General features: G+C 65.0%; 23 protein-coding genes and 1 pseudogene. 10 read left to right on the forward strand and 14 right to left on the reverse strand.

Going from position 1 to position 21,238, the window contains the following annotated elements:
• Positions 1 to 35 precede the first annotated feature (35 nt).
• Positions 36 to 1,181: an ABC transporter substrate-binding protein gene (locus FHU31_RS20990; RefSeq protein ID WP_167162108.1), complete on the forward strand. Its 1,146-nt coding sequence runs from the start codon at positions 36 to 38 to the stop codon at positions 1,179 to 1,181.
• Here the strand turns inward: FHU31_RS20990 and FHU31_RS20995 are convergent.
• On the reverse strand, positions 1,173 to 2,246 hold the full coding sequence (locus FHU31_RS20995) for an NAD(P)H-dependent amine dehydrogenase family protein (protein WP_167162110.1): 1,074 nt from the start codon (positions 2,244 to 2,246) through the stop codon (positions 1,173 to 1,175). The two genes, FHU31_RS20990 and FHU31_RS20995, sit on opposite strands and share 9 nt — an antisense overlap.
• Before the next feature lie 147 nt (positions 2,247 to 2,393).
• Here FHU31_RS20995 and FHU31_RS21000 point away from each other — a divergent pair, with 147 nt between their 5' ends.
• From FHU31_RS21000 to FHU31_RS21015, 4 genes are all read left to right on the forward strand, one after another.
• On the forward strand, positions 2,394 to 3,632 hold the full coding sequence (locus FHU31_RS21000; RefSeq protein WP_167162112.1) for a cytochrome P450: 1,239 nt from the start codon (positions 2,394 to 2,396) through the stop codon (positions 3,630 to 3,632).
• Positions 3,633 to 3,644: 12 nt separating this feature from the next.
• Complete coding sequence (locus tag FHU31_RS21005) at positions 3,645 to 4,712, forward strand: NAD(P)H-dependent amine dehydrogenase family protein (RefSeq protein WP_167162114.1); 1,068 nt, start codon at positions 3,645 to 3,647, stop codon at positions 4,710 to 4,712.
• Entirely contained in the window at positions 4,709 to 5,623 is a 915-nt protein-coding gene (locus FHU31_RS21010) for an SDR family NAD(P)-dependent oxidoreductase (protein WP_167162116.1), read from the forward strand. The genes FHU31_RS21005 and FHU31_RS21010 overlap by 4 nt, the downstream gene beginning before the upstream one ends.
• A 120-nt stretch (positions 5,624 to 5,743) precedes the next feature.
• Positions 5,744 to 6,586: an SDR family oxidoreductase gene (locus tag FHU31_RS21015; RefSeq protein WP_167162118.1), complete on the forward strand. Its 843-nt coding sequence runs from the start codon at positions 5,744 to 5,746 to the stop codon at positions 6,584 to 6,586.
• 18 nt (positions 6,587 to 6,604) lie between these two features.
• Here FHU31_RS21015 and FHU31_RS21020 read toward each other — a convergent pair whose 3' ends face one another.
• The 4 genes from FHU31_RS21020 to FHU31_RS21035 are packed head-to-tail and all read right to left on the reverse strand — an operon-like array spanning position 6,605 to position 9,047.
• Positions 6,605 to 7,408 (reverse strand): SDR family NAD(P)-dependent oxidoreductase, encoded by an 804-nt coding sequence (locus FHU31_RS21020; RefSeq protein WP_167162120.1) that lies wholly within the window; start codon positions 7,406 to 7,408, stop codon positions 6,605 to 6,607.
• A gap of 24 nt (positions 7,409 to 7,432) precedes the next feature.
• Positions 7,433 to 8,188 carry an SDR family oxidoreductase gene (locus tag FHU31_RS21025; RefSeq protein ID WP_167162122.1) on the reverse strand — a complete coding sequence of 252 codons (756 nt, stop codon included), beginning with the start codon at positions 8,186 to 8,188 and terminating at the stop codon, positions 7,433 to 7,435.
• Positions 8,185 to 8,406, reverse strand: a complete 222-nt coding sequence (locus tag FHU31_RS21030; RefSeq protein ID WP_167162124.1) for a (2Fe-2S)-binding protein — start codon at positions 8,404 to 8,406, stop codon at positions 8,185 to 8,187. Before FHU31_RS21030 ends, FHU31_RS21025 begins: the two co-directional genes overlap by 4 nt.
• Complete coding sequence (locus FHU31_RS21035; RefSeq protein WP_208411124.1) at positions 8,406 to 9,047, reverse strand: fatty-acid--CoA ligase; 642 nt, start codon at positions 9,045 to 9,047, stop codon at positions 8,406 to 8,408. Before FHU31_RS21035 ends, FHU31_RS21030 begins: the two co-directional genes overlap by 1 nt.
• A gap of 257 nt (positions 9,048 to 9,304) precedes the next feature.
• Here FHU31_RS21035 and FHU31_RS32210 point away from each other — a divergent pair.
• From FHU31_RS32210 to FHU31_RS21050, 3 genes and pseudogenes are all read left to right on the forward strand, one after another.
• Positions 9,305 to 9,968: pseudogene (locus FHU31_RS32210) on the forward strand (alpha/beta hydrolase).
• 408 nt (positions 9,969 to 10,376) lie between these two features.
• The gene (locus FHU31_RS21045; protein WP_167162925.1) at positions 10,377 to 11,048 is read left to right on the forward strand and encodes a hypothetical protein; all 672 of its coding nucleotides are present in this window, start codon (positions 10,377 to 10,379) and stop codon (positions 11,046 to 11,048) included.
• Positions 11,049 to 11,148: 100 nt separating this feature from the next.
• Positions 11,149 to 11,499, forward strand: coding sequence for a hypothetical protein (locus FHU31_RS21050; RefSeq protein WP_208411253.1), 351 nt, complete (start codon positions 11,149 to 11,151; stop codon positions 11,497 to 11,499).
• Between the two features lie 72 nt (positions 11,500 to 11,571).
• Here the strand turns inward: FHU31_RS21050 and FHU31_RS21055 are convergent, their stop codons facing one another.
• Positions 11,572 to 13,191 carry a class I adenylate-forming enzyme family protein gene (locus FHU31_RS21055; protein WP_167162127.1) on the reverse strand — a complete coding sequence of 540 codons (1,620 nt, stop codon included), beginning with the start codon at positions 13,189 to 13,191 and terminating at the stop codon, positions 11,572 to 11,574.
• A 244-nt stretch (positions 13,192 to 13,435) separates the two neighbouring features.
• On the opposite strand from FHU31_RS21055, the gene FHU31_RS21060 reads away from it, so the two are divergent.
• Together FHU31_RS21060 and FHU31_RS21065 are read left to right on the forward strand one after the other, a co-directional pair.
• Positions 13,436 to 14,668: a CaiB/BaiF CoA transferase family protein gene (locus FHU31_RS21060; protein WP_167162129.1), complete on the forward strand. Its 1,233-nt coding sequence runs from the start codon at positions 13,436 to 13,438 to the stop codon at positions 14,666 to 14,668.
• Positions 14,665 to 15,897 carry a cytochrome P450 gene (locus tag FHU31_RS21065; protein ID WP_167162131.1) on the forward strand — a complete coding sequence of 411 codons (1,233 nt, stop codon included), beginning with the start codon at positions 14,665 to 14,667 and terminating at the stop codon, positions 15,895 to 15,897. The genes FHU31_RS21060 and FHU31_RS21065 overlap by 4 nt, the downstream gene beginning before the upstream one ends.
• Positions 15,898 to 15,909: 12 nt before the next feature.
• On the opposite strand, the gene FHU31_RS21070 is transcribed toward FHU31_RS21065, so the two are convergent.
• The 8 genes from FHU31_RS21070 to FHU31_RS21105 form a co-directional block, all read right to left on the reverse strand.
• On the reverse strand, positions 15,910 to 16,353 hold the full coding sequence (locus FHU31_RS21070; protein WP_167162133.1) for a hypothetical protein: 444 nt from the start codon (positions 16,351 to 16,353) through the stop codon (positions 15,910 to 15,912).
• A gap of 122 nt (positions 16,354 to 16,475) precedes the next feature.
• Entirely contained in the window at positions 16,476 to 16,667 is a 192-nt protein-coding gene (locus FHU31_RS21075; RefSeq protein ID WP_167162135.1) for a ferredoxin, read from the reverse strand.
• Positions 16,668 to 16,845: 178 nt separating this feature from the next.
• Positions 16,846 to 17,448, reverse strand: a complete 603-nt coding sequence (locus FHU31_RS21080) for a TetR/AcrR family transcriptional regulator (protein WP_167162137.1) — start codon at positions 17,446 to 17,448, stop codon at positions 16,846 to 16,848.
• Positions 17,449 to 17,517: 69 nt separating this feature from the next.
• Positions 17,518 to 18,687, reverse strand: a complete 1,170-nt coding sequence (locus FHU31_RS21085) for a lipid-transfer protein (RefSeq protein ID WP_167162138.1) — start codon at positions 18,685 to 18,687, stop codon at positions 17,518 to 17,520.
• Positions 18,684 to 19,136, reverse strand: coding sequence for a MaoC family dehydratase (locus FHU31_RS21090; RefSeq protein ID WP_167162140.1), 453 nt, complete (start codon positions 19,134 to 19,136; stop codon positions 18,684 to 18,686). The genes FHU31_RS21085 and FHU31_RS21090 overlap by 4 nt, the downstream gene beginning before the upstream one ends.
• Positions 19,133 to 20,245 (reverse strand): acyl-CoA dehydrogenase family protein, encoded by a 1,113-nt coding sequence (locus tag FHU31_RS21095; protein ID WP_167162142.1) that lies wholly within the window; start codon positions 20,243 to 20,245, stop codon positions 19,133 to 19,135. The genes FHU31_RS21090 and FHU31_RS21095 overlap by 4 nt, the downstream gene beginning before the upstream one ends.
• An 18-nt stretch (positions 20,246 to 20,263) precedes the next feature.
• A complete protein-coding gene (locus FHU31_RS21100) occupies positions 20,264 to 20,677 on the reverse strand; it encodes a Zn-ribbon domain-containing OB-fold protein (RefSeq protein WP_167162144.1) in 414 nt (137 codons plus the stop codon).
• Positions 20,674 to 21,225 carry an FAS1-like dehydratase domain-containing protein gene (locus tag FHU31_RS21105; RefSeq protein WP_167162146.1) on the reverse strand — a complete coding sequence of 184 codons (552 nt, stop codon included), beginning with the start codon at positions 21,223 to 21,225 and terminating at the stop codon, positions 20,674 to 20,676. The genes FHU31_RS21100 and FHU31_RS21105 overlap by 4 nt, the downstream gene beginning before the upstream one ends.
• Positions 21,226 to 21,238 lie beyond the last annotated feature (13 nt).

A 21,238-nucleotide genomic window follows, 5' to 3' on the forward strand; every position in this document is an offset into this window, starting at 1 on the left:
GCATCGTATCAACATTCATGTTGTATGTTGCGGTTATGGTTGACGACGAGGTTCGCGCGTACGGCTCAGTGGCGCCACTGAAAGTGGGCTTGCTCAACGACTATCCGACGAAGGGTGATACCGACAACGACACCGTGGCTGCGCTGACGCTGGTCTTCGACGAAGCGCAGGCCTCGGGTTTGATCGACCGGCCGATCGAGCTTGTCCAGCGCAACGTGATCGGCTTGCCCAACGGTACGTACCGGGCCGTTGAGCGGGCGTTCGACGAACTCGTCGAGGAGGGCTGCCTGGCCATCTTCGGGCCGTGGGTCTCCGACAACGTGGTGCCGTTGCGCCCCCATGTCGATGCGACGGCGCAGACCCCGATCATCACATTGTCGGGATCGGAGGGAGCCCTCGGCGAGTGGTGCTTCGCCCTGAACAACGGTTCGATGGCAGAGGAGCCGGTCATGCTGGCGGCAGTCATGATCGGCGACGGCCGGTCGCGTATCGCGATCGCCTACGAGTCCTCGCTTATCGGCAAGGAGTACCTGGCCTCGGCCGAGAAGGCTTATACCGCAGCCGGTTTGCACGTGATCGCGACAGTGGCCATCCCGCAGGTCGAGGCCGACAAGGCCGAGGCGGTAAAGACCCTTCAGGTCGCCGAGCCGGATGCGCTCGTCCATGTCGGATTCGGGCACGGTCTGTGGGGATTCTCCGACGCCCTGCTGGCGGCGGGCTGGGATCCGCCGCGCTACACCACTACGGCCTTCGAGATGGCGCACATCAACGCCGAATGGATGCGGCACCTGTCCGGATGGACCGGGCTGGACAGCTACGACGAGCGCAACACCGTGGGGCAGGGCTTCCTGGATCGGTTCGAGGCCAGATACGGCCGCCGGCCGGGACATTCGATGCCCGGTCTGGCCCACGATGCGGCCACGGTGATCGTCCGCGGGTTGGCGGCCGCCCGTCCGCTGACCGGGGAGGGCGTCAAATGCGGAATCGAGCAGGTGAAGCTCATCCCGGCGGCCAGTGGTGCACCCGGCACCTTCCTGCGATTCGGCCGGTACATTCGGCAGGGCTGGCTGGGTTCGGACTATCTGGTCGCCCGCCGAGTCCTCCCAGGCGGCGCCGGGCATATCTTCCACGCCGCGCCCAGCGACAACATCGCCAGGGCGGTCGCCCACGCGTCAGGCTAGCCGGATGGCTCCGAACACCGGGGCCGTCACTATGCCGGGCGGCTGGGCCAGGACATAGGGAATGGCCCGGACCGCGCTCATCGCGATCATCAGATGTCCCGGCATGGTGGGGATGCCGCCCGGGGTCGCGTCCTCGCCTCCGACGTCGAGTTGTAGCTCGAAGCTCGGATTCCCGGTGATCACCGCGCGGATCAGCGGCGCCTTCTGACCCGGCTGCAACGGGTTCAGCCCCCACTGCGGGAGGTCGCGGGTCAGAATCCATTCCTCGTGGATGGCCAGCAGTTCGCGGCCGGCCCAGTGGCCGGCCCAGGAAAACCGCTGACCCACCACGGTGCCGGCTTCGATGACACCGGCCTTGACCTCGATGTCGTGGGCAAGCGTGGTGGCGTCGACCGATATCGTGATGTTCGACAACGTGATCCCGAGGACGTCGGCGGTGGCGTTGAGGGCCTGACGGTAGGCCATGTCGAGTTTGGCGATGATGGGTGAGTCGACCGTGACGTCCTCCGGCGGTCTGCCCATACCCATCAGATCCACCAGCATCGGCCTGCTGTCCACCCCGGACACGTCGGTGGCCTCGTACAGGTCGATCCGATCGATGGACTTGCTCAACCCGGTCAACGTGGCGACCAGGCGCTCGAACATGAACCCGGGATTCTCGCCGGCGGCATGGAACCGGGAACCGCCGGTACGGCAGGCCTCGGCGAAAGCGGCCGCCATGTCGGCGCCATAGGTGGGCAGATGGTTGTAGGACGTCGTCGAGATGACGCTCACCCCGGCGGCGAGCAGAGTGCAGATATCCTCGGCGTTGGTCTCCACGGCGTGAGCCTTGCTGGCGGCGTGTACGACGATGTCGGGCCCGGATGCCAGCAGCGCCGACTTGTCGTTGGTGGCCGGCACGCCCGTCGTCGGTTCCAGCCCGCACAGGGCTCCCGCATCCTGGCCCGCCTTGGCGGGGTCGTAGACCAGGACCCCGGTCAGCTGGAAATCATGATTCTCGATGAGCTCCCGCAGTGCCGCACGGCCCACGGCGCCGGTTGCCCACTGGGCGACACGAGTGGTCACGGGAATGCGACTCGAATCGCCAATCGAATACTCCTGGTATCGGTTTGGTGTTTCACCATTGTCTGGTGTGGTTCAACATACATCATGTAGGTTCGCAACCGACAGGCTGTATGTTGATCGCGTCGAGTACCCAGTGAGGAGCCATCGATGATGGAGCCGGCCACCGTCGAAGAACTCGAACAGAGCATCAGGGACGCGCAGGACCGATTCAACGAGGGCATGGGCTCCGATGGTGATGCCAGCCCGTACCCGCTGCTGAGCGAACTCCGCGCGCAGTCGGCCGTACATCCCGGCTGGCCCGAAATGGGCATGATCGGCAACACCGGCGACGGACCGAAGACGTTCACCGCCTACTCGTTCGACGCGGTGAAGGCGGTCTTCACCGATAACGTCACCTTCAGCACGCGCTGTTACGAGGACATCGTGCGCCCGCTGCAGGGGCCGACGATCCTGGAGATGCAGGAACCCGAGCACGCCGTTTACCGCAAGCTCCACGAGTTCGCGTTCGCGCGGTCGTCCATGAAACGGTGGGACGCCGAACTCGTCGGCCCGCTGGTCGACGAGACCATCGCCAAGTTCAAGGCCGATAAACGCGCCGACCTGGTGGATGCGGTCTTCATGCCGATCCCGGTGCGGGTCATTGCGGCGCTGCTGGGTCTGCCGGATTCGGACATCCTTCAGTTCCACCGCCTCGCGATCGACCTGCTGGGCTTTCGCGCCGATATGGACCGCGCCCTGGCGGCGTCGGCGGAGATGAAGGAGTACTTCGTCGGGATCCTGGCCGAGCGGCGCCGGGAGCCGCAGGACGACATGGTGTCGATCCTGGCCGCCGCAGAGGTCAACGGCGTCAAGATGTCTGATGAGCAGATCTACGGATTCATGCGCAATCTGCTACCCGCCGGCGCCGAGACGACGTCCCGCTCGACGGCGAGCCTTGCGCTGGCCCTGCTGACCCACCCAGACCAACTCGCCGCCGTACGCGCCGACCGCAGCCTGTTGCCCCAGGCCATCGAGGAAGGCATCCGCTGGGAGACCCCGCTGCTGAATTTCATGCGCGAGGTGACCCGCGACACCGAGCTCGGCGGGGTGCAGATACCCAAGGGGTCGACCATGATGCTCAGCCTGGGCAGCGCCAACCACGACGAGACCCGCTGGGACCAACCGGAGAAGTTCGACATCTTCCGGGATCGCAAACCACACATCGGCTTCGCGCACGGTGCGCACGTGTGCCTAGGGATGCACCTGGCTCGACTGGAGAGCACCAAGATCTTCAACGCGCTGCTCGACGAGCTGCCGAATCTGCGTCTGGACCCCGACGCGGCGCCGCCCTATATCAGCGGGACGATGTTCCGGTCGCCGCCGCGGCTCGACGTGATCTGGGATTGAGAGGGAAGCCCCATGACCAAGGTGATTCAGTGGGCCACCGGAGTAACCGGCATGATGGCCCTGCGCCATATCGTCGGCAGGCCCGACCTGGAACTGGTCGGCGTCCGCGTCTACGACCCCGCGAAGTCCGGCGTCGACGCCGGTGAGCTGGCCGGTGTTCGGAGTGCCGGCGTGGTGACCACCGATGACCGGCAGGCGCTGATCGACACCGAAGCCGATGTCGTGCTGTACATGGGCAAGGTCGAGACCGACACCGCGGGCTGCTTTCGGGATGTGCAGGATTTACTGGCGTCGGGAAAGAACGTTGTCGCCACCGGTAGTCGGTTCATCCATCCCCGGTCGCTGGACGCCGGTCTGGCCGACTCCCTCGAATCTGCCTGTCGTGCAGGGAATTCCTCGTTTCTTGGCCTCGGCTTGTACCCGGGCTTCGTCGGGGAGTCGGTGGCGCCCGTGCTGGCCCGACTCACCGAGAGCACCAGCCGCATCAGCGTGCGTGAGGTGCTCAACTACTCGACGTACGCCAGTCATGACCTGATCTTCAACGCCATGGGTTTCGGGCATACGCCGGAGGACACGACGCCGTTGTTGACCAACCCGGATTACGCGGCGAGCGCATGGATCGGCAGTGCCACGGTGCTGGCGCAGGCCCTCGGGCTGGAGATCCGCGGATTCGAGGGCTTCCGTGAGGTCGCGACGACTCCGCGTCCGCTGACGGTGGCAGCGGGTCACATTCCGGCAGGAACTGTCGGCGCCATGCGTTTCGGTGTTGTCGTCGATTGCGGGGCAACGATGCTGGCCGTCGAACATCTGACCCGGATGGCCGACGACCTGGCACCGCACTGGCCATCGGAGATCGGTTACGACGTGACCTTCGAGGGTAGTCCGGACATGACGTGCCACTTGGTGATCGGCTCGCACGACGAAGACCATGCCGAACAAGGGTGCTTGGCGACGGCGATGCATGCCATCAACGCCATTCCCACAGTGGTCGCCTCCGGGCCGGGCGTATACGACCTGTCGACCATCGGTCCGTTCACCCCACACTGGACAAATCGCAGCGTCGTGTCTGGGCGCGCATGACCGAAATCTCGTTGCACGGCCGCGTGGCACTGGTCACGGGTGGCGGCCGCGGGCTGGGGGAGGCCTACTGCCACGAGCTGGCACGTCGAGGTGCCGCAATCGTGGTGCACGACAGCGGCACCGCCACTGACGGCCACGGTCACGATCCTGAACCGGCGCGGAACGTCGCGGCATCCATCGTCGCGGCGGGCGGGCGTGCGACCGCGTGCACGTCGGACGCCAGTACCGAGGCCGGCGGTAGTGAGGCGGTCGCCGTGGCCGTCCGTGATTTCGGGCGGCTGGATGTTGTGGTCGCCAACGCCGGGATCATCCACGACGATCAGCTCACCGACTGGCCCACCGATCGATTCGAGGCGGTGCTGCGCCATCACCTTCTCGCAGCGTTCCACGTGATCCGGCCGGCATTTGCGGTAATGAAGGCGATGAAGTACGGCCGCCTGATCCTGGTGTCCTCTGCCGCCGGCGTTTTCGGTCAACCTGGTCTGACGGGCTACGCCGCCGCCAAGACCGGCATGGTCGGGCTGATGAACGTCGCTGCGATCGAAGGCGCACCGTTCGGTATCACCGCGAACGGGATCATGCCGATGGCCGGCACCAGAATGGCCGACGCGATCATGGGTGAAGCCGCGCAGACAGCCGACGGTCGCGCCTTCCTGGACACGTTGCGCGTCGATCAGGTGGCGCCCGTGGTCGCCTACCTCGCCAGCGAGGCGTGCCACGAGACGCATACCGTGTTCAGCGCCTTCGGGGGGCGGGTGGCTGCGCTGCAGGTCGGTGTAACGCGTGGCTGGACCAGCCCGACGGGTACTCTGACCGCCGAGGACGTCGCCGCGCATTTGCCCGAAATCACAGACCCGGCCGGCCTCCTTGTTCCAGCGTCCATCACTGATGAGATGGCGTTCGACGTGTGACGGCCCAGTGACGGATGTCCCAGTTGCCCTGTCGCCCCTTCACAGGTTTCCTTGGTGATAATGTTCGTTATCGTAAATCGAAAAATGTAATTCTCGACAAGTCGTGGAGGAATGGTCGGCATGGAAGATGTGCTCGGATACCAGGGCAAGTCGGTTGTCGTGACGGGGGCGGCCTCCGGAATGGGGCAGGCCACCGCGCAGATCCTGACGGAACTCGGCGCATCGGTCACGGCACTGGACATCAAGCCGGCGACCATCCCGGTCGCCCGAGCATTGCAGATCGACCTGCGCGACAAAGCAAATATCGAAGAGGTGGCCGCGACCATCGACGGCCCGATCGACGGCCTGTTCAGCTGCGCGGGACTGCCCGGGCCGCCGTTCAGCGAGTGGGACACCATCCTGGTGAACTTCGTCGGTGCACGCCACCTCGCGGAAGCTTTGGTGCCCAAGATGTCTGAAGGGTCGGCGATCAGCGTGATCTCGTCCTCGGCAGCCATCGGCTGGCAGGGACATATCAAGGTGATTACCGAACTGTTGGAGACCGAGGGTTTCGATGCCGCCGTGGCGTGGCTGACGGCCAATGAGAAGAAGTGGTCGTGGAGCGGTTACGCCTACTCCAAGTACATCATCGACGCGTGGGTGGGCTGGTGGTACCCCGAACTCGGCCGACGAGGCATCCGGATCAACTGCATCAATCCCGGGCCGACCGAGACGGCGATGATGCCCGCCTTCCAGGATCTGATGGGCAAGGACACCGTGGACCAGGCGATCGGTCCGGTGGGCCGGTATTCCACGGCCGAGGAGCAGGCGTGGCCGCTGGTCTGCCTGGGCAGTCCCCGGTTGAGCTATGTCGGTGGTGAGGTGCTGTGGACCGACGGTGGCTGGAACGGCGCGATGACGATGGGTCGCCACCAGGCGCAGTGGGCAGACACCGCGGCCGACGAGATGTCCAAGACCCACTGACGCAGCACGGTTGGCAGCTCAGATGAAGTCGGAGCCGCCGTCCACGTTGACGGTGGCACCGGTGACGTAGCTGTTGCGCTTCGATGCCAGATACACTGTGGCCGAGGCGATCTCATCAGGAAGACCCGCCCTGCCCAGATCGCATGGATGGCCGTACGTACGCTCGACCCAGGTCATGACATCGGCGGGATCCGCCGAGTCCAGTCCCTCGGCGGCCAGCACATCCTTGAGTATCTCGGTGAAGCTCGCCGTCACGATGGTGCCCGGGCACACGCAGTTGACCAGGATGTTCTCGGGGCCCAGCGTCTTGGACAGGTTCTTGGTGAAGCTCGCCAGCGCTGCCTTGCTCGCCGTGTAGGCGACCAGTCCGGCACTCTGCCGCTGGATCGAGTGCGCCGAGAGTGTGACGATGCGCGCCCAACTGGCGGACCGGAGCATGGGCAGTGCCGCCCGTACTGATCGGACCGCGGCCATCGTTCCGAGATCGAACGCCGCGTGCCAGTCGTCGTCGTCCAGATCCTCGAACCGGCCGGCGTTCGGGCCGACCGTGTGCACCAGGACGTTCAGGCCGCCCCAGGTGTCACGGACCGTCGCGTAGCCGGCGGCGATCGAGTCCGCGTCGGCCATATCCACGCTGATCGGCAGCACCTCGGGTGCGCCTGCGTCGCGCACGCGTCGGGCCGCTGATTCCAGCGCGTCCCGACCGCGTGCCATGAGCGCCACCGAGGCGCCTTCGGCACCCAGACTCTCGGCGATCGCCAAACCCATGCCTTTGCTTGCGCCCGTCACGACGGCGGTTGCCCCTGCATAACCCAGATCCATGGTTCACTACCCCTTCGGTGGGCCTCAGTTTTTGACGAATCGCGGTGCCAGATGGACGATTTCGGTCACCACTGACGGATTCGCGCGAGCCACCGCGATCAACGACAGCAGGGTGTTCGCCACATCGTCCAGCTCCGACATCCGGGCCGGGATCTGGCCCTCCTGTACCCAGGCCCGGTACAGATCCGCAAGCAGGTCGCGGTCGGCGCCGCGGAGGATCTCGGTGTCCGCGGTGGGGCCGACGCCGACCCGGATCACGGGTAGCTCCGGGTGTTCGGCCCGCCACGACCGCAAGGTCTCGTCCAGTGCGGCCTTGCTCGCATGGTAGGCAGCCACGCCTGCCCTCGGACGTCCGACGTCGTGGCTGGAGGCGAAGAGGGCGACGGCGTTGTCGGCCAGGTGGCGAAGCGACGCGCGCAGCAGGTGTGAGGCGCCGATCGTGTTGACGGCGAAGGCGTGCAGCCAGGTGGTGACGTCGGTGTCCTCGATGAGGGCGAACGGAACCACCGCACTGGTGAACACCACCGAATCCAGCTTGCCGAAGCGGGCGGCCACCTCGTCGACCACCGATTCGATGGCACGGGGGTCGGATACGTCGAGTTCGTGGGCTGTTCCGTCAAGTTGGTGGGCCAGTTTGTCGAGCAGTTCGCTGCGCCGCGCCGCCAGCGCCACCGAGGCGCCTCGGGCGTGCGCGGCCACCGCGATCGCCTGGCCGATCCCGGATGATGCTCCGACGATGAGCATCCGATTGCCGGCGATGTTGGAATGTCTGTCGGTCATACCTTGCTCTTCCCGATGCTCTTGCGGACGGTCTTTCGAACGGAACCGGTGCCAGCTGGTTGCGTGGACTCGATCATCGATCTGATGGTGCGCCGGCAACGGCCGCAGTCGGACCCGGCGCCGCACGTGGCCGCGACCTGACCGGTGGTCTCTGCGCCGTTGGACACCGCGCGGGAGACCGTCTCGTTGGTGACACCGAGGCACAGGCAGACATACATCAGTACCGGCCCGTCCGGCTCGGCTCGGCCAGCCGCATGGCGTTGACGTATCGTCCGATGAATACCGGTGGGTACACGCCCACTCCGGCGTCGGCGAGCCACGTCGTGGCGATGTCGGACCGCTCGGCCCACCTGAGCGCGTGGGCGGGGCTGGCCAGCTGCTGCAGGAACATCACCTCGCGAGGGTTGTCGAAGGCCCGGTAGACCAGGGTGCGCCGGATGCCCGCGTCGGCGAATTCGCTCAGTGAGTCACGCACTCGATGCATGAAGTCCTCGACATCGGTCACCGGGGTGATTGCGGCGACGACGAGTTCGGTGCCGGGTGCGGGTGGATCGCCGATGTCGAAACGTTCCACAGTCTCGCCGGCGAACACTGCGGGAATGTCGTTCACGCCCACTGCATCGAACCAGGCGAAGAAATGCCGCGAGCGCAGCAGATTCAGCAGTGGCTGTTCTGTGCGGATCCCGATGATCACCAGAACCCGGCCCGGCTCGACGATCGACTCGTAGACGAAGGCATAACGTGCACCCAGATCGACGAGGCTTTCCTGGTGCTGTTCCAGCACGGGCCAGACCTGTTGCGGATCGACGATGCGGAATTCGACAGCGAAGATGTAGGTACGCGTCGGTGAATGCCGCAAAGCGTGCCTCCGGGGTGTCGTCTCATCGAGAGTCGGCTCGGGAATTGGCCGATACCTAGATTCTCGCATGCGAGAATAGCCCTTCTCAAGCAGTGGGTGTCGTGGTCGGGTTCACCGCCACTCGGAGGGAGGGCCAATGCGTGGTCGCCTCGGCCAGGTTCTGATATGACCAACAACGTTGCCTCCAGGGCTGAGTCACCCCTTGATGCGGTAACGCGGTCGCGGGTATGACACTGTTCGCGCTTCTGCACGGCGGGATGCATCGGGGTTCCTGCTGGGACGCGGTGAGCGCCGAACTACACCGGGGCGGCCATGCCGCCATAGCGCCGGACCTGCCCGTCGAGGACGACGCGGCCGGGGCGCACGAATGGGCGCAGGGGGTCGTCGACGCGATCGACACCGCTGTGGGCGCCGTCGACACCGATGTCGTGGTGGTCGGACACTCCCTCTCGGGGTTGTGCCTACCGTCGATCGCCACGGTCCATCCGCCACATGGTGTTCGTGGCTGGGCTACTGCCCGTGCCGGGTCGATCCTTCGTCGAACACCTCGCCACCGAACCGGAGGCGATCACCTTTCCTTCGCCCGCACCCGGTGGTACCGCGCCGATGGGTTTGACGTGGGAGTCGGTGCGCGCCGGCTTTTACCACGACTGCCCTGAAGACGTCGCGCGGGAAGCCTTTAACCACATGCGCCGACAGTCGTTCACCCCGTTTGTGGAGACGTGTCCGGTCGAACGCTGGCCCCAGACGCCGGCCACCTACATTCTCATGCGCGACGACCGGGCGGTCAGCACGTCATGGGTCCGGTGGCACGCGGTGCATCGGATCGGTGCCACCGTGCTCGAGCTGGACGGTGGGCATTCACCCTTCTTTGCGCAACCTGTCCGGCTGGCAAGAGCGTTGATCGCGGCAAGTGGTTGATTGCATCCTCGCCGCCCGTTCGTAGTTGACATTTTGGATGCCGTTGGCAATATTCATGAGAATTCGCATTCTCGATTCAGGCGAGCGCGCGTTCTGCACAGGGAGGATGTCCATGCTCCAAGAGTTGGTTCGACTGGTCTTCGCGTGGGGTGCCATGGTCGGCATCGTCGCCTTCTGGTACTGGCTGCTCGCCAACATCGGGACCTTCTGAGCACCATGGACGATCAGGACCGGCGCCGCAAGCGCGCCCTCATCGTGTTCCAGCTGCTGATCTACGGAGCATTGATCGCCATGTTTCTGATCCAGCTGCACATGCTCGTCGTGAAGGATTGGTGATCGGCGGTGAAGCCTCAACCATGGGCGCGCAACCGGCTTTCCGCGCCACCGGCAAAGGGAAACGGCGGCAACGTGTCCGTGACCTACGACGAACACGTCGACGCGAGTCGGGCGGCGCAGCGCCAGGCCGATCGATGGCTGATCATCGGGAGCATCCTGATGGGCACACTGGTGCTCGGGCCACTCGGCCTGCCCATCTTCTGTCGCGGGGTTGTGCTGATCCGCAGAGCGGAGCGCTCCGGCCTGTCCGTGCGGCCGCTGATGGTCACGCTGATCGGCTACGTGATCATCATCGACGCGGCCCTCAACAGCATCGGCTGGGGACTCGATGTCTTCGCCAACCACGCACTGATCACCCGGACCATCTTCACCGCATGGGGAAACCTGATGGACGGCGGCTACTTCTGGCATTACAACGAGCTCTGGATCGGCGGGGCCGGCGCCCCCGGCGAGAAGGCCTGGATCATCGTCTGCATCCTCGTGGTGTTCCCGATGCGTATCGCGGCCGCCATCGCCTTCCTGCAGATGAAGCGCTGGGGCCACCAGTGGTTGATCGTCACCTGCTGGTTCGGCGTGATCGCCTGGTTTGGCTACATCCTCAACATGACGATGTACGCCGACGTGCGCTATGCCGGCACGGCCTTCCCAGTGCTCGGTTGGTGGGCGTACAACATCTTCTACATCACACCGTTCCTCGCGATCCCGTATCTGCACACGGTGAACCGCGAAGTCTTCACCGACTGATCGTCCCATTCCCGAGAAGGCTGTCACCGTGAGTGAAACCCAAGCATCCCAGCGTGATGCGGAAGACCTTCCGCTCGGCACCGCGCCGCAGTTCGCCCGCATGCACACCTGGCTCAAACGGGGACTGTTCGTGTGCCTGTTCGGATTGGTGATAGAAGGCGCGCTCACCGTTCCGGTGCTGGCCGTCTGGTACGGCTGGCCCAGCCTGTCGTTGACCCAGATCTGCAGCGAGTTGATGAAGATCCGGTATTCGGACGACACCCTGGAGTGCACCCAGCCCTACCCGTTGGGCGGGCCCCCGTTCGGCGGACCGCCCGAGGCGGCCGGACAGCACACCGCACGGGACGTGTGGGGTATTCAGCCGGTACCGAAGTACACCAGCATCGGATTCCGGGAACTGGTGCGCATCCACGAGGCCCGGGAACGGGCCCGCCACGCCGACCAACCCTAGCCCTGGGATACCCCGGCATCCACCGAACTCGCCGATGCGGTTGCCCGACTGGGCCATCGTCACCGCCCAGACCTAGCGCTGGCCGGCGCTCAGCCGTGCCGTCAACCGGTCGGCGAGTTCGGTCTTCTTCACCTTGCCCGTGGCGGTGAAGGGCAACTGGTCCTTGCTGGTGACCCAGATGTGCTTGGGCACCTTGTACGCGGAGAGGCGGTCGCGGACCGCGGCCCTGAGCGTTTCACCGTCGAGTGCCGCCTTGCCCCTCGGTACGACCGCCGCAGCCACCACCGTGCCATGGTCGCCGTCCTTGGCCCCGACGACGTAAGCCTCCAGCACGCCGTCGCAGTTCGCCAGGGCCAGTTCGACTTCGGACGGAGTGACGTTCGTTCCGCCGCCGGTCTTGATCAGGTCACCCAGGCGCCCGGTGAACGTGATCCAGCCGTCTGCCGACCGGATACCGCAGTCACCGGTCCGGTAATACCCGTCCGGCGTGAAAACGTGTTCCCGCTCGCGCTTGTACAGCCGTTGCATCAACGAATAACCCCGGACCCAGATCTCACCGGTGGTGTCCACCGCGACCGGCGTCTGTGTCTCCGGTTCGACCAGTTGGTGGTGCAGCCCTTCGATGGACCAGCCACCCGTCTCGGACCGCTCGGCTGGTTGCCACACGTAGGGATCGACACCGACGTGATTGCCGCACAATTCGGTCATGCCGAGCGAATTGGGTCCCTGCGGGCGCCGGTCAGGAGGCACCATCGCGGGCATGCTGGTGCGTTGCACCGAACTCAGGTCGCGCGTGGCGAAGTCGGGGTGCTCGGCCAGGGTCTTGCCCTGTTGCGGCCAGCCCAGCGCGATCGTGGCTCGGTATTTCTCCATCAGGGTGAGTGCCTCGGCGGCGTCGAACGCGGGCTGGGTCACCAGCGTCGCCCCATGATGGATCACCGCGTGCAGACCGGTGATCAGGCCGCCCACCCAGAAGAACGGCATGGCCGTGAACATCACGTCGTCGGTCGTCACCTTGTAGAGGAAGGTGAGGTTGTAGGTGTGGCGCACCAGGGCACCATGCGAGTGCACCGGCGCCTTGGGGTCGCCGGTGCTCCCCGAGGTGTAGATGACGGTGACGTCGTCGGCCGGGGTGACCCCGGCCTCCACGGCAGTGAGGAAATTGGTGTCCAGCGCGGGCGCCGTGTCTTCGTCGGACAGCCTGGTCGACCAATCCCGGTCGCTGGGGCCCCAGATCACGATCGAGCGCAGAAAGGGTGCCGAACGGAGCAGAAGCTGCCCGGGTCTGCGTTGTTCGGCCAGTCCAGGCAGGGCTTCCTCCAGCCGGTCCAGGAAATCGTGATTGCGAAAGGCTGACCAGGCCAGGATCGCCTTCAGATCCGCGTGCCGGGTGGTCCAGCCGAGTTCCTGGGCCTTGTAGAAGGTGTTGAGCGGCACCGCCACTGCGCCGATGCGCGTGGTGGCGAACCACGCGAGCGCCCAATCGGTGCTGTTGGGCATCAGGATGCCGACATGGTCACCTTTGCCGATACCGTGCGCCAACAGGGATAACGCCAACTGGGTCGAGCGCAGGTCGAGGTCCAGGTAACTCAGCGTGCAGCCGTCCGCGATGAGGAAGGGCTTGTCGCCGAACCGGGCTGCCGCAGAGCGGACCAGCGCGGGAACCGTCGGCTTGATGGACGGGAAGGGCATGCACTGACCACCTTGCGTACTGGGTGTCGCCCTCTGGACCTCGCGGCAACACCTGCGATGTCACCAGAATAGAGGCATTTGCGGATTACGAGAACTATGATTCTCGATATGGCCGACGATCGGTGGTGGCATCGCCAGGTTTACATCGAGTCGCGAAACTGCGATTCTCACTGAGGGATTACATTCGTTTCCGGTCGCCGGCGCAGCAGTGGTCACTCTGGTCCGCCGGTGGGAGACACGGATCATGGAGGACGTCATTTCCGCCGACAAAGTGCTTGCAGGCGTACGTGTGCTGGAGGTGGCGGCATGGACATTCGTCCCGGCTGCCGGAGCTGTGCTCGCAGAGTGGGGTGCAGAGGTCATCAAGGTAGAGCCGCGCGACGGGGGTGATCCGCAGCGGGGCCTGGTGACCATGGGCATCGTCGACGAGGGCGCGGCAGCTGTGAACTACATGATCGAGATACCCAACCGGGGCAAGAAGTCGATCGGGGTTGATCTGAGTACCCCGGGCGGGCGGGAGGTCGTCCGCGAGTTGGCCAAGACCGCTGATGTCTTCCTGACCAGTTATCTGCCCAACCGGCGCAAGAAGTTCGGCATCGATGTCGACGACATACGGGCGGTGAACCCCGGAATCGTCTATGTGCGGGGTTCGGGACACGGCCCAAAAGGCCCCGACGCGGACAAGCCGGGCTATGACGGCGTCTCCTACTGGGCCCGCGGCGGTATCGCCACCGTGCTGACCGAGGAGAACGACGAGCTGGTGCGGTCCCGGCCTGCCTTCGGTGATCTGCTCGGCGGGTTGACCATCGCGGGCGGGATCGCGGCGGCCCTGTACAAGAAGGCCACCACCGGGGTCGGCTCGGTCGTGGACGTGTCGCTGCTGGGGCTGGCGGCATGGAACTTGAGCCCCGATGTCGCGGTGAGTCAGATCCACGGTGGTGGGGCGATTCCCAAATACGGTCACGCCGATGCGCCCAACCCGTTGGTGGGCACCTACCGCACGAAGGATGGTCGGTACGTCCAGTTGATGATGCTGCAACTGGACAAGTTCTACCCCGAAGCGATGCATGCGATCGGTCTGCCCGAGTTGGTCGACGACCCGCGATTCGCAGATCCGGCGGCGCGGTATCAGAACCGAGGCGAGCTGATCCGGTTGATGGACGACGCATTCGCCCGGCGCACCCTGGCCGAGTGGCGTGCGGCCCTGGAGGGGATCTCCGGCGCCTGGGGGATTGTGCAGACACCCAGCGAGCTGTGCGAAGACCCGGCGATCACCGCCAACGGCTATGTCGCGCACACCACCACGGTGAACGGAACGCCCTTCATTCTGCCGACGAATCCGGTGCAGTTCGACGAGCAGCAGGTGGTTCCGCCGGGCGCCCCTGAACACGGTCAGCACACCGAAGAGATACTCATGGACGCCGGCCTGGACTGGGACACCATCATGGCCTACAAGGAATCTGGAGCGATCCTGTGAACACCACCACTACGTCGTCTGTTTCCGGCGGTCCCGTCGAATTCGACCCGTTCTCGTCCGATTTCTTCAACGGTGCCTTCGAGACGTACCGCAGGATGCGTGACGAAGCGCCGCTCTACTACAGCAGCAAATGGGATTTCTGGGCCCTGACCCGCTACGAGGACGTGGCGCCGGCGACCAAGGATCACGAGACGTTCTCGTCGGCGAAGGGCGCCACGCTCGACATGGTCAAGGCTCACGACGACGCGATCCCGCTACCCAAGGTGATCATCTCGATGGATCCCCCCGAACACCAGAAGATGCGCAAGCTGGTCAGCAATGTGTTCACCCCGCGCGCGATCGGCGCTCTGGAAGACATGGTGCGCGAGAAGGTCCACGAACGTCTGCGCGCCCTGGATCCGACATCCTTCGACGTCGTTGCAGATTTCTCGGCGCTGTTCCCCAACGAGGTCATCACCACGATGCTCGGGGTTCCGAAAGCCGACCGTGACCAGATCCGGCAGTGGCTCGACCTGCTGCTGGAACGCCACCCCGGTGAGATCGACACCACGCCAGAGGGTTTCGATGCCTCGATGAAGACCGGCATCTACTACTACAAACTCATCCAGGAACGGCGCGCGCGGCCGCAAGACGACATGATCAGCCGGCTCATCGAGACCGAGATCGAACGTGACGGCCAGGTCGAGAAGTTGACCGACGTCGATATCGCCGGATTCGCCACGCTGCTCGGCGGCGCCGGCGCGGAGACGGTCACCAAGCTGGTGGGCAATGCGATGGTCGCGTTCGCAGATTTCCCCGACCAGTGGCAGAAGCTGCGCGCCGATCGCAGCAAGATTCCCGCCGCCATAGAGGAGTTGCTCCGATACGAGGCGCCGTCGCAGTATCAGATCCGTACGGCCACGCGGGATGTGACGGTGCACGGCGGGACGATCCCGGCGGGCAGCGCGGTACTACTGGTGACGGGGTCGGCCACCCGAGATGAGCGGATGTTCCCGGATCCCGATCGGCTCGACATCGACCGTGACCGCAAGATGGGCTTCAACCTGGCTTTCGGGTACGGCGTGCACAGTTGCCTGGGTGCCGCGCTGGCGCGGATGGAGAGCCGGATCGCCATGGAAGCGCTGCTGGACCTCATTCCCGACTACGAGGTCGACCGATCCGGACTGCGTCGGGTGGCGATGACGAATGTCTTCGGCTGGTCCAACGTGCCCGTCCGCCGGCTCGGCTGACGGGCACGTCGGTCAACCGAGGTGAAACAGGGGAGCGGCGCCGTCGGCGAACTGCGATCCTCCGCAGAAGAGTTCGGTCGGCGTGACGTCAGGCGACACGCCTGCCGCGACCAGTGCATGCGGTTTGAAGGCCCTCGCTGCCTGGCTCAAGCGGTGTTCGACGCGCGACCATCCCGGCCGCGTGTACGCCCCGTCATCGGAGCCCCAGATGGCGAATTCGGCCTGATGCCGCCGCGCATGGGTGGCGAATACCCTGCGTAGTCGAGGGGCGTGCGCGTAGATATCGGCTGCCGCCACGATGGCGTGCGGATTGCCGGGCCCAATGCTGAAGCTGAGCAGCCCGCGGCACTCGGGAACGCCCAGGATGGCCAGCGCCCGAAGTTCGCCGGGGTCAGTCAAGTACACCTGGACGTCCCAGCCTGCGCGGACACGATCGAAGATCAGGCCTCCGGCCATCCTGACCACGTCGGAACTCTCCAGTGCGAGTATGGCGAGCTGACGCCGTGTGGCAGGTGCGTCATTGCATTGTTGCGCTCGGACGTCGTCGGCGCCGGTCCGCACCGAGCCCGCTCTGGCGGCTACCACGACACAGCGATCGCTTGGCGCGGGCATTGCCTGGCTGCATCCTCCACCTGGGGCCGCAGCTCGGCCGACAGTTCGTTGTGGGCTACCGCCAGGATATCGTCGTCACCCAGATCGAACACCTCCGGTGCGATCCCGACGCATACCGCGTTGCTCTCACACAATCCGAAGTCGACTTCAACGCGCATCGGGTGCCCCTTTCGGAAGTGGCGGTGTCACGCGGGTTCTGGGATGTGGTGCCATATAGGTAATGATTGCTTTCAAAAGCGAGAATGTCCATATCCAGACGGGTGTTGCTTGAGTGCGAACCAAACTCGTCTCGGGTGCCGGCTACTCGAGGAAGCTGGTCGCGTTGCAGGCTGGGGATCAGCGTCGGCGGATACGGTCGTCGACGAAGCCCCGAACCACATGTGAACGGACGAAGTCGGCCACTGCATCGTTGTTGCGCTGGTCGAAGTACGGCGACGGAGTAGTGAAGAGCGAGAACAACATCCGTGAGAACCACTCTGTCGCCGAGGTGATATCGAGATCGCTGCGCACCTCGCCGGTGACGCGTGCCGCCGATATGTAGGGCGCTATGAACTCGGCACACTCGCGTAGCAGCGTCGCCGCATTCTTGGTGAGCATGAGGTTCACTTCTTCCTGATCGAAGTACACCTCGGGTTCTACGACCTGGCGGGCCTGTGTCACGAAGACCGCCGCGCGGACGAGTCTGTCTTCCAGCGTGCTGCCGCCGTCGCGGTCGATGGCCTTGGCCATGTTGCGATAGAAGCGTTGCGACGCCACCTCGGCGCACGCCTCGACGACGGTCTCCTTGTCACGGAAGTACTCGTAGAACGTGCTGCGGGAGACGTCGGCGGCACGCGCGATATCCACGATCGTGGTCTTACGCAGACCGTGGTCGCGGAAGCAGGCGAAGGCGGCCATGATGATCATCTGGCGGGTGTCAGCCGTCGTAACCTGCGTCATACCGGCATCAGTCCTCTCAGATCGCTCGCTCGCGGCAATCTTGTCGACGACAATAGCTGGCCTCGGTTCTCATTGGTCGGGTGCCAGGATCAACCCGCTGGTGGGCACCCCGGTGCCGGAGGTGACGAGCACATGTTCAACGTCCGGCACCTGGTTGTAGGACGTGCCGCGGACCTGCCGCACGCCTTCGGTAATGCCGTTCATCCCGTGGATGTACGCCTCGCCCAGCAGGCCACCATTGGTGTTGATGGGCATCCGGCCGCCGAGGGACAACTCCTCGACTGACACGAAGTCCTTGGCTTCGCCGCGACCGCAGAATCCGAGCTCTTCGAGCTGGGTGAACACAAAGGGGGTGAAGTGGTCGTAGAGGAACGCCGTGGAGATATCGGTTGGCTTGAGGCCGGAGTCACGCCAGAGCTTGTTGCCGACCACGCCCATTTCCGGTAGCCCGGTGATGTCGTCGCGGTAGTAGCTGGTCATGACCTCGCCGTCGTACGCGGCACCTTGAGCGGCGGCCGTGATCACCGCCGGCTTCTTGGCCAGGTCGCGGGCTCGCTCGACCGAGGTCACCACCATCGCCACGCCGCCGTCGCTCTCCTGGCAGCAGTCGAGCAGACGCACCACCGGTTCGATGATCCATCGTGACTTCTGGTGATCCTCGATGGTGATCGGCTTTTCGAAGAACCAGGCGTCCGGATTCTTGGCGGCATGCTTGCGATCGATCACCGAGATCTTACCGAAATCGGCGTTGGTGACCCCATATTCGGTCATGTAACGCTGGGCGTGCAGCGACACCCACGCCGCCGGGGTCATGAAACCGAAAGGGGCGTAGGGCGCCATCCACAGCGGTGTCACGCCCGGCTGCCGGCCGGCGCCGCCGAACCGGAATCCCGAGCGTTCGTTGAACGCGCGGTAACACACCACCACCTCGGCGACACCTGTCGCGATGGCCATCGCCGCCTGCAGCACAGTGCCCGCCGCGGCGCCGCCGCCGTGCGGGACCCGGGTGAAGAAGGTGAGATTCTGGATGCCCACGTTGCGGGCGACTTCGATCTCCTCGTTCTCATCGACGGTGAACGTCACCATTCCGTCGACGTCGGCCGGTTTCAAGCCGGCGTCGGCGATGGCGGCCTTCACCGCCTCGCAGGCGAGCTGCATCTCGGTGCGCCCGGATTCCTTGGAGAACTCCGTCTGACCGATCCCGGCGATCGCGGCCTTGCCGCCGATTCCGTCGGTCACGCGTCCACTCCGTTGAGCAGACTCAGCACTGCGGTCCCGCTGACGTGATCGCCCAGACTGTTGGAGCCCTTCAGCGACACCTCGACCAAACCCTCACCGTCGCTGGACGATTTACCCGTGACGGCGCCCGTAAAGTGCAGCGGATCGTTCGGGTAGGCGGGCACGCCGAGCCGGACCGACAGCTTCTTGATCATCGCTTCCGGGCCGGCCCAGTCGTGCAGGAACTTCACGCACAACCCGTTGGTGGTCAGGATGTTGAGGAAGATGTCCTTCGAGCCTTGCGAGTTGGCGAAGTCACGGTCGTGGTGCACCGGCATGTAATCGCGGGAGGCGATCGCACCGGCCACGATCAGCGTGGTGGTGACGGGGACTTCCAGCGGAGTCAGCTCGTCGCCGACGGCGATCGCGTTCCACGCCAAGGTACTGGTGCGCGAGACAGTAGAGGTCATGAGCGTCCTTCCGAGTAGGTGGCACCGAGGTGGGCCAGCTGCTGCGAGGCCGAACCGAGCGATAGTTCGATCTGCTTGCCCCACAGGAAATAACGAGACAGCGGGTAAGTGATGTCGATGCCCATTCCGCCGTGCACCTGCTGAGCCGTGGCGGTCACCCGGGCCCCTGCCTCGGCGGCCCAGAACTTTGCGATCGCCGCTTCCCGATCGGCGGGCCTGCCCTCGGCAATCAGCCACGCCGCGTGCAGCGTCGTCCAGCGGATGGCCTCGACGTCGATGAAGGCATCCGCCATGCGCTGTTGGACGGCCTGAAATGAGCCGATCGGCCGCCCGAACTGCTCACGTTCGGTGGTGTACGACGCGGAAAGCTTGAGCGCACGGTCCGCGACGCCGATCTGGATGGCGGCCAAGCCCACGAGTGCCCTGGTGTGCAGCGAACGCACGATGTCGCCGTCGATGTCCTCGGTCAGCCGGTGGCCGGCGGCACCGGTCAGCTCGACATCCGCGAAGGGTTCACCGTTGGTGGTGCGGACGGGCGTGACGACCACCCCGGCCGCGGGGCTTTCGACGACGAACAGGGCATTCTCGTCGTCGTCGGTGCGCGCCGAGACCACGATTGCGTTGGCCAGTTGGGCAGCAGGAACCAGATCCTTGGTCCCGTTGAGGATCCACCGGTCGCCGTCGCGACGGGCGGTGGTGCGCGGCACGGAGGGATCGGAGTACCCGGGCTCGCTGAGCGCCGCGGTCAGAATCGTACTGCCGTCCACCACGCCCGGCAGATAACGGTCTTGTAGTGCCTTATCACCGTGTCGAGCAAGGGAATCCGCGCCGAGCAACAGTGTCGCGTACAAGGGGACCGGCGCCACGCTCCACCCGACCTCGGTGAGCAGTACCGCCAACTCCAGTGGGCCGCCGCCACTGCCGCCGACCGACTCGGGTAGCGCGATGCCGAGCAGGTCCGACGCCGCGAGTTCACTCCACAGCGCGGGATCGAACCGGACCCCGCCGGCCTCCAGCGCGGTGAGGTGTTCGGGGGTGGCGCGGTGCTCGAACAGCTGCCGGGCCACCTTGCCCACGGTTTCCTGCTCTTCGGTGAATGAGAAGTCCATATCGTCATACGCTCCGTATCAGCTTGCCGGCCGGAATTGGTGCAGGACGAGTTCGTCCCCGCTGGGCAGCGCTTCGAAGGTCTCGTAGAACACCTCGACCGGCAGGCCCGCGGTGATGTCCTCCGGGGTGATGTCGCACAGGTTCGACACGAGGCGAACGCCTTCGTCGAGCTCGATCAGGGCGACCACGTACGGATACTGCAGGAAGGGCAGCGGTGGGTACTGGGGCATGATGTGGCTGTACACGGTGCCGTGCCCGCTGGAGACCACGTAGTCCCAGTTCAGTGACTGACAGGTACCGCACATCGGCCGCGGCGGAACGCGCAGCGTTTTGCAGTCGGTGCAGCGCTGGATGCGCAGTTCGTGTTCCTTGAGGCCGGACCAGAAGAACTCGGTGTCCGGGCTGATGGACGGGGCAAGCCGGTGACTCATCGGCGTGCCGACTTGAATCGAAGGGTGCGGAAGCGCTGACGGCCGATGAGTTCGCCGTCCTGGTTGCGATACGTCGTTATCCAGGTGACGAAGAATCCCGTCCCCATCGCGGTCTTCTTCTCATCGGAGATGGTCTCGAACACAGTCTCCGCGCTGATCTCTTCGCCCACCCGCGGATACCGCTCGATCTCGAATTCCGAGTTCGTCGCGATGATGCCGGTATAGCCGGCGTCGGCCAGGAACTGCAAGGGGTTCTCGCCGAGCTCGACGGGGACCCCACCGCGGTCGTGGATGCCCTCGAGCTTGGGCGGCGCCATGGTCCACGATTGCAGCATCACCGGCGGTGACACCAGCGCCCCGTAGCGCGACGTCGTCGCGAACTCCTGGTCCAGGTAGGCGGGGTTGAAATCACTGAGGGCATGCGCCCAGTGCCGGATCATCGCGGCATTCACCGGGTCGGGTGCCTTGACCGGCTGCCCCGTGCTGATCGGCTGCCCGATCAGCGCGTCCAGGCGTTCGCGCAATGCGGTGTTCGATTCGTCGCTCACTGGTGTGGACCCT

The organism is Mycolicibacterium fluoranthenivorans, assembly GCF_011758805.1.
Classification (GTDB): Bacteria; Actinomycetota; Actinomycetes; order Mycobacteriales; family Mycobacteriaceae; genus Mycobacterium; species Mycobacterium fluoranthenivorans.

Bases quoted from the DNA above. Each gene is read 5' to 3' on its own strand.
- FHU31_RS21075 (WP_167162135.1), bottom strand. From the start codon at position 16,667: ATGCGCGTTGAAGTCGACTTCGGATTGTGTGAGAGCAACGCGGTATGC.
- FHU31_RS21090 (WP_167162140.1), bottom strand. From the start codon at position 19,136: ATGACCTCTACTGTCTCGCGCACCAGTACCTTGGCGTGGAACGCGATC.
- FHU31_RS21050 (WP_208411253.1), top strand. From the start codon at position 11,149: ATGCACACCTGGCTCAAACGGGGACTGTTCGTGTGCCTGTTCGGATTG.
- FHU31_RS21100 (WP_167162144.1), bottom strand. From the start codon at position 20,677: ATGAGTCACCGGCTTGCCCCGTCCATCAGCCCGGACACCGAGTTCTTC.
- FHU31_RS21010 (WP_167162116.1), top strand. From the start codon at position 4,709: ATGACCGAAATCTCGTTGCACGGCCGCGTGGCACTGGTCACGGGTGGC.
- FHU31_RS21070 (WP_167162133.1), bottom strand. From the start codon at position 16,353: ATGGCCGGAGGCCTGATCTTCGATCGTGTCCGCGCAGGCTGGGACGTC.
- FHU31_RS21030 (WP_167162124.1), bottom strand. From the start codon at position 8,406: ATGTATGTCTGCCTGTGCCTCGGTGTCACCAACGAGACGGTCTCCCGC.
- FHU31_RS21000 (WP_167162112.1), top strand. From the start codon at position 2,394: ATGATGGAGCCGGCCACCGTCGAAGAACTCGAACAGAGCATCAGGGAC.
- FHU31_RS21095 (WP_167162142.1), bottom strand. From the start codon at position 20,245: ATGGACTTCTCATTCACCGAAGAGCAGGAAACCGTGGGCAAGGTGGCC.
- FHU31_RS21060 (WP_167162129.1), top strand. From the start codon at position 13,436: ATGGAGGACGTCATTTCCGCCGACAAAGTGCTTGCAGGCGTACGTGTG.
- FHU31_RS21015 (WP_167162118.1), top strand. From the start codon at position 5,744: ATGGAAGATGTGCTCGGATACCAGGGCAAGTCGGTTGTCGTGACGGGG.
- FHU31_RS21055 (WP_167162127.1), bottom strand. From the start codon at position 13,191: ATGCCCTTCCCGTCCATCAAGCCGACGGTTCCCGCGCTGGTCCGCTCT.
- FHU31_RS21025 (WP_167162122.1), bottom strand. From the start codon at position 8,188: ATGACCGACAGACATTCCAACATCGCCGGCAATCGGATGCTCATCGTC.
- FHU31_RS21005 (WP_167162114.1), top strand. From the start codon at position 3,645: ATGACCAAGGTGATTCAGTGGGCCACCGGAGTAACCGGCATGATGGCC.
- FHU31_RS20990 (WP_167162108.1), top strand. From the start codon at position 36: ATGGTTGACGACGAGGTTCGCGCGTACGGCTCAGTGGCGCCACTGAAA.
- FHU31_RS21080 (WP_167162137.1), bottom strand. From the start codon at position 17,448: ATGACGCAGGTTACGACGGCTGACACCCGCCAGATGATCATCATGGCC.
- FHU31_RS21020 (WP_167162120.1), bottom strand. From the start codon at position 7,408: ATGGATCTGGGTTATGCAGGGGCAACCGCCGTCGTGACGGGCGCAAGC.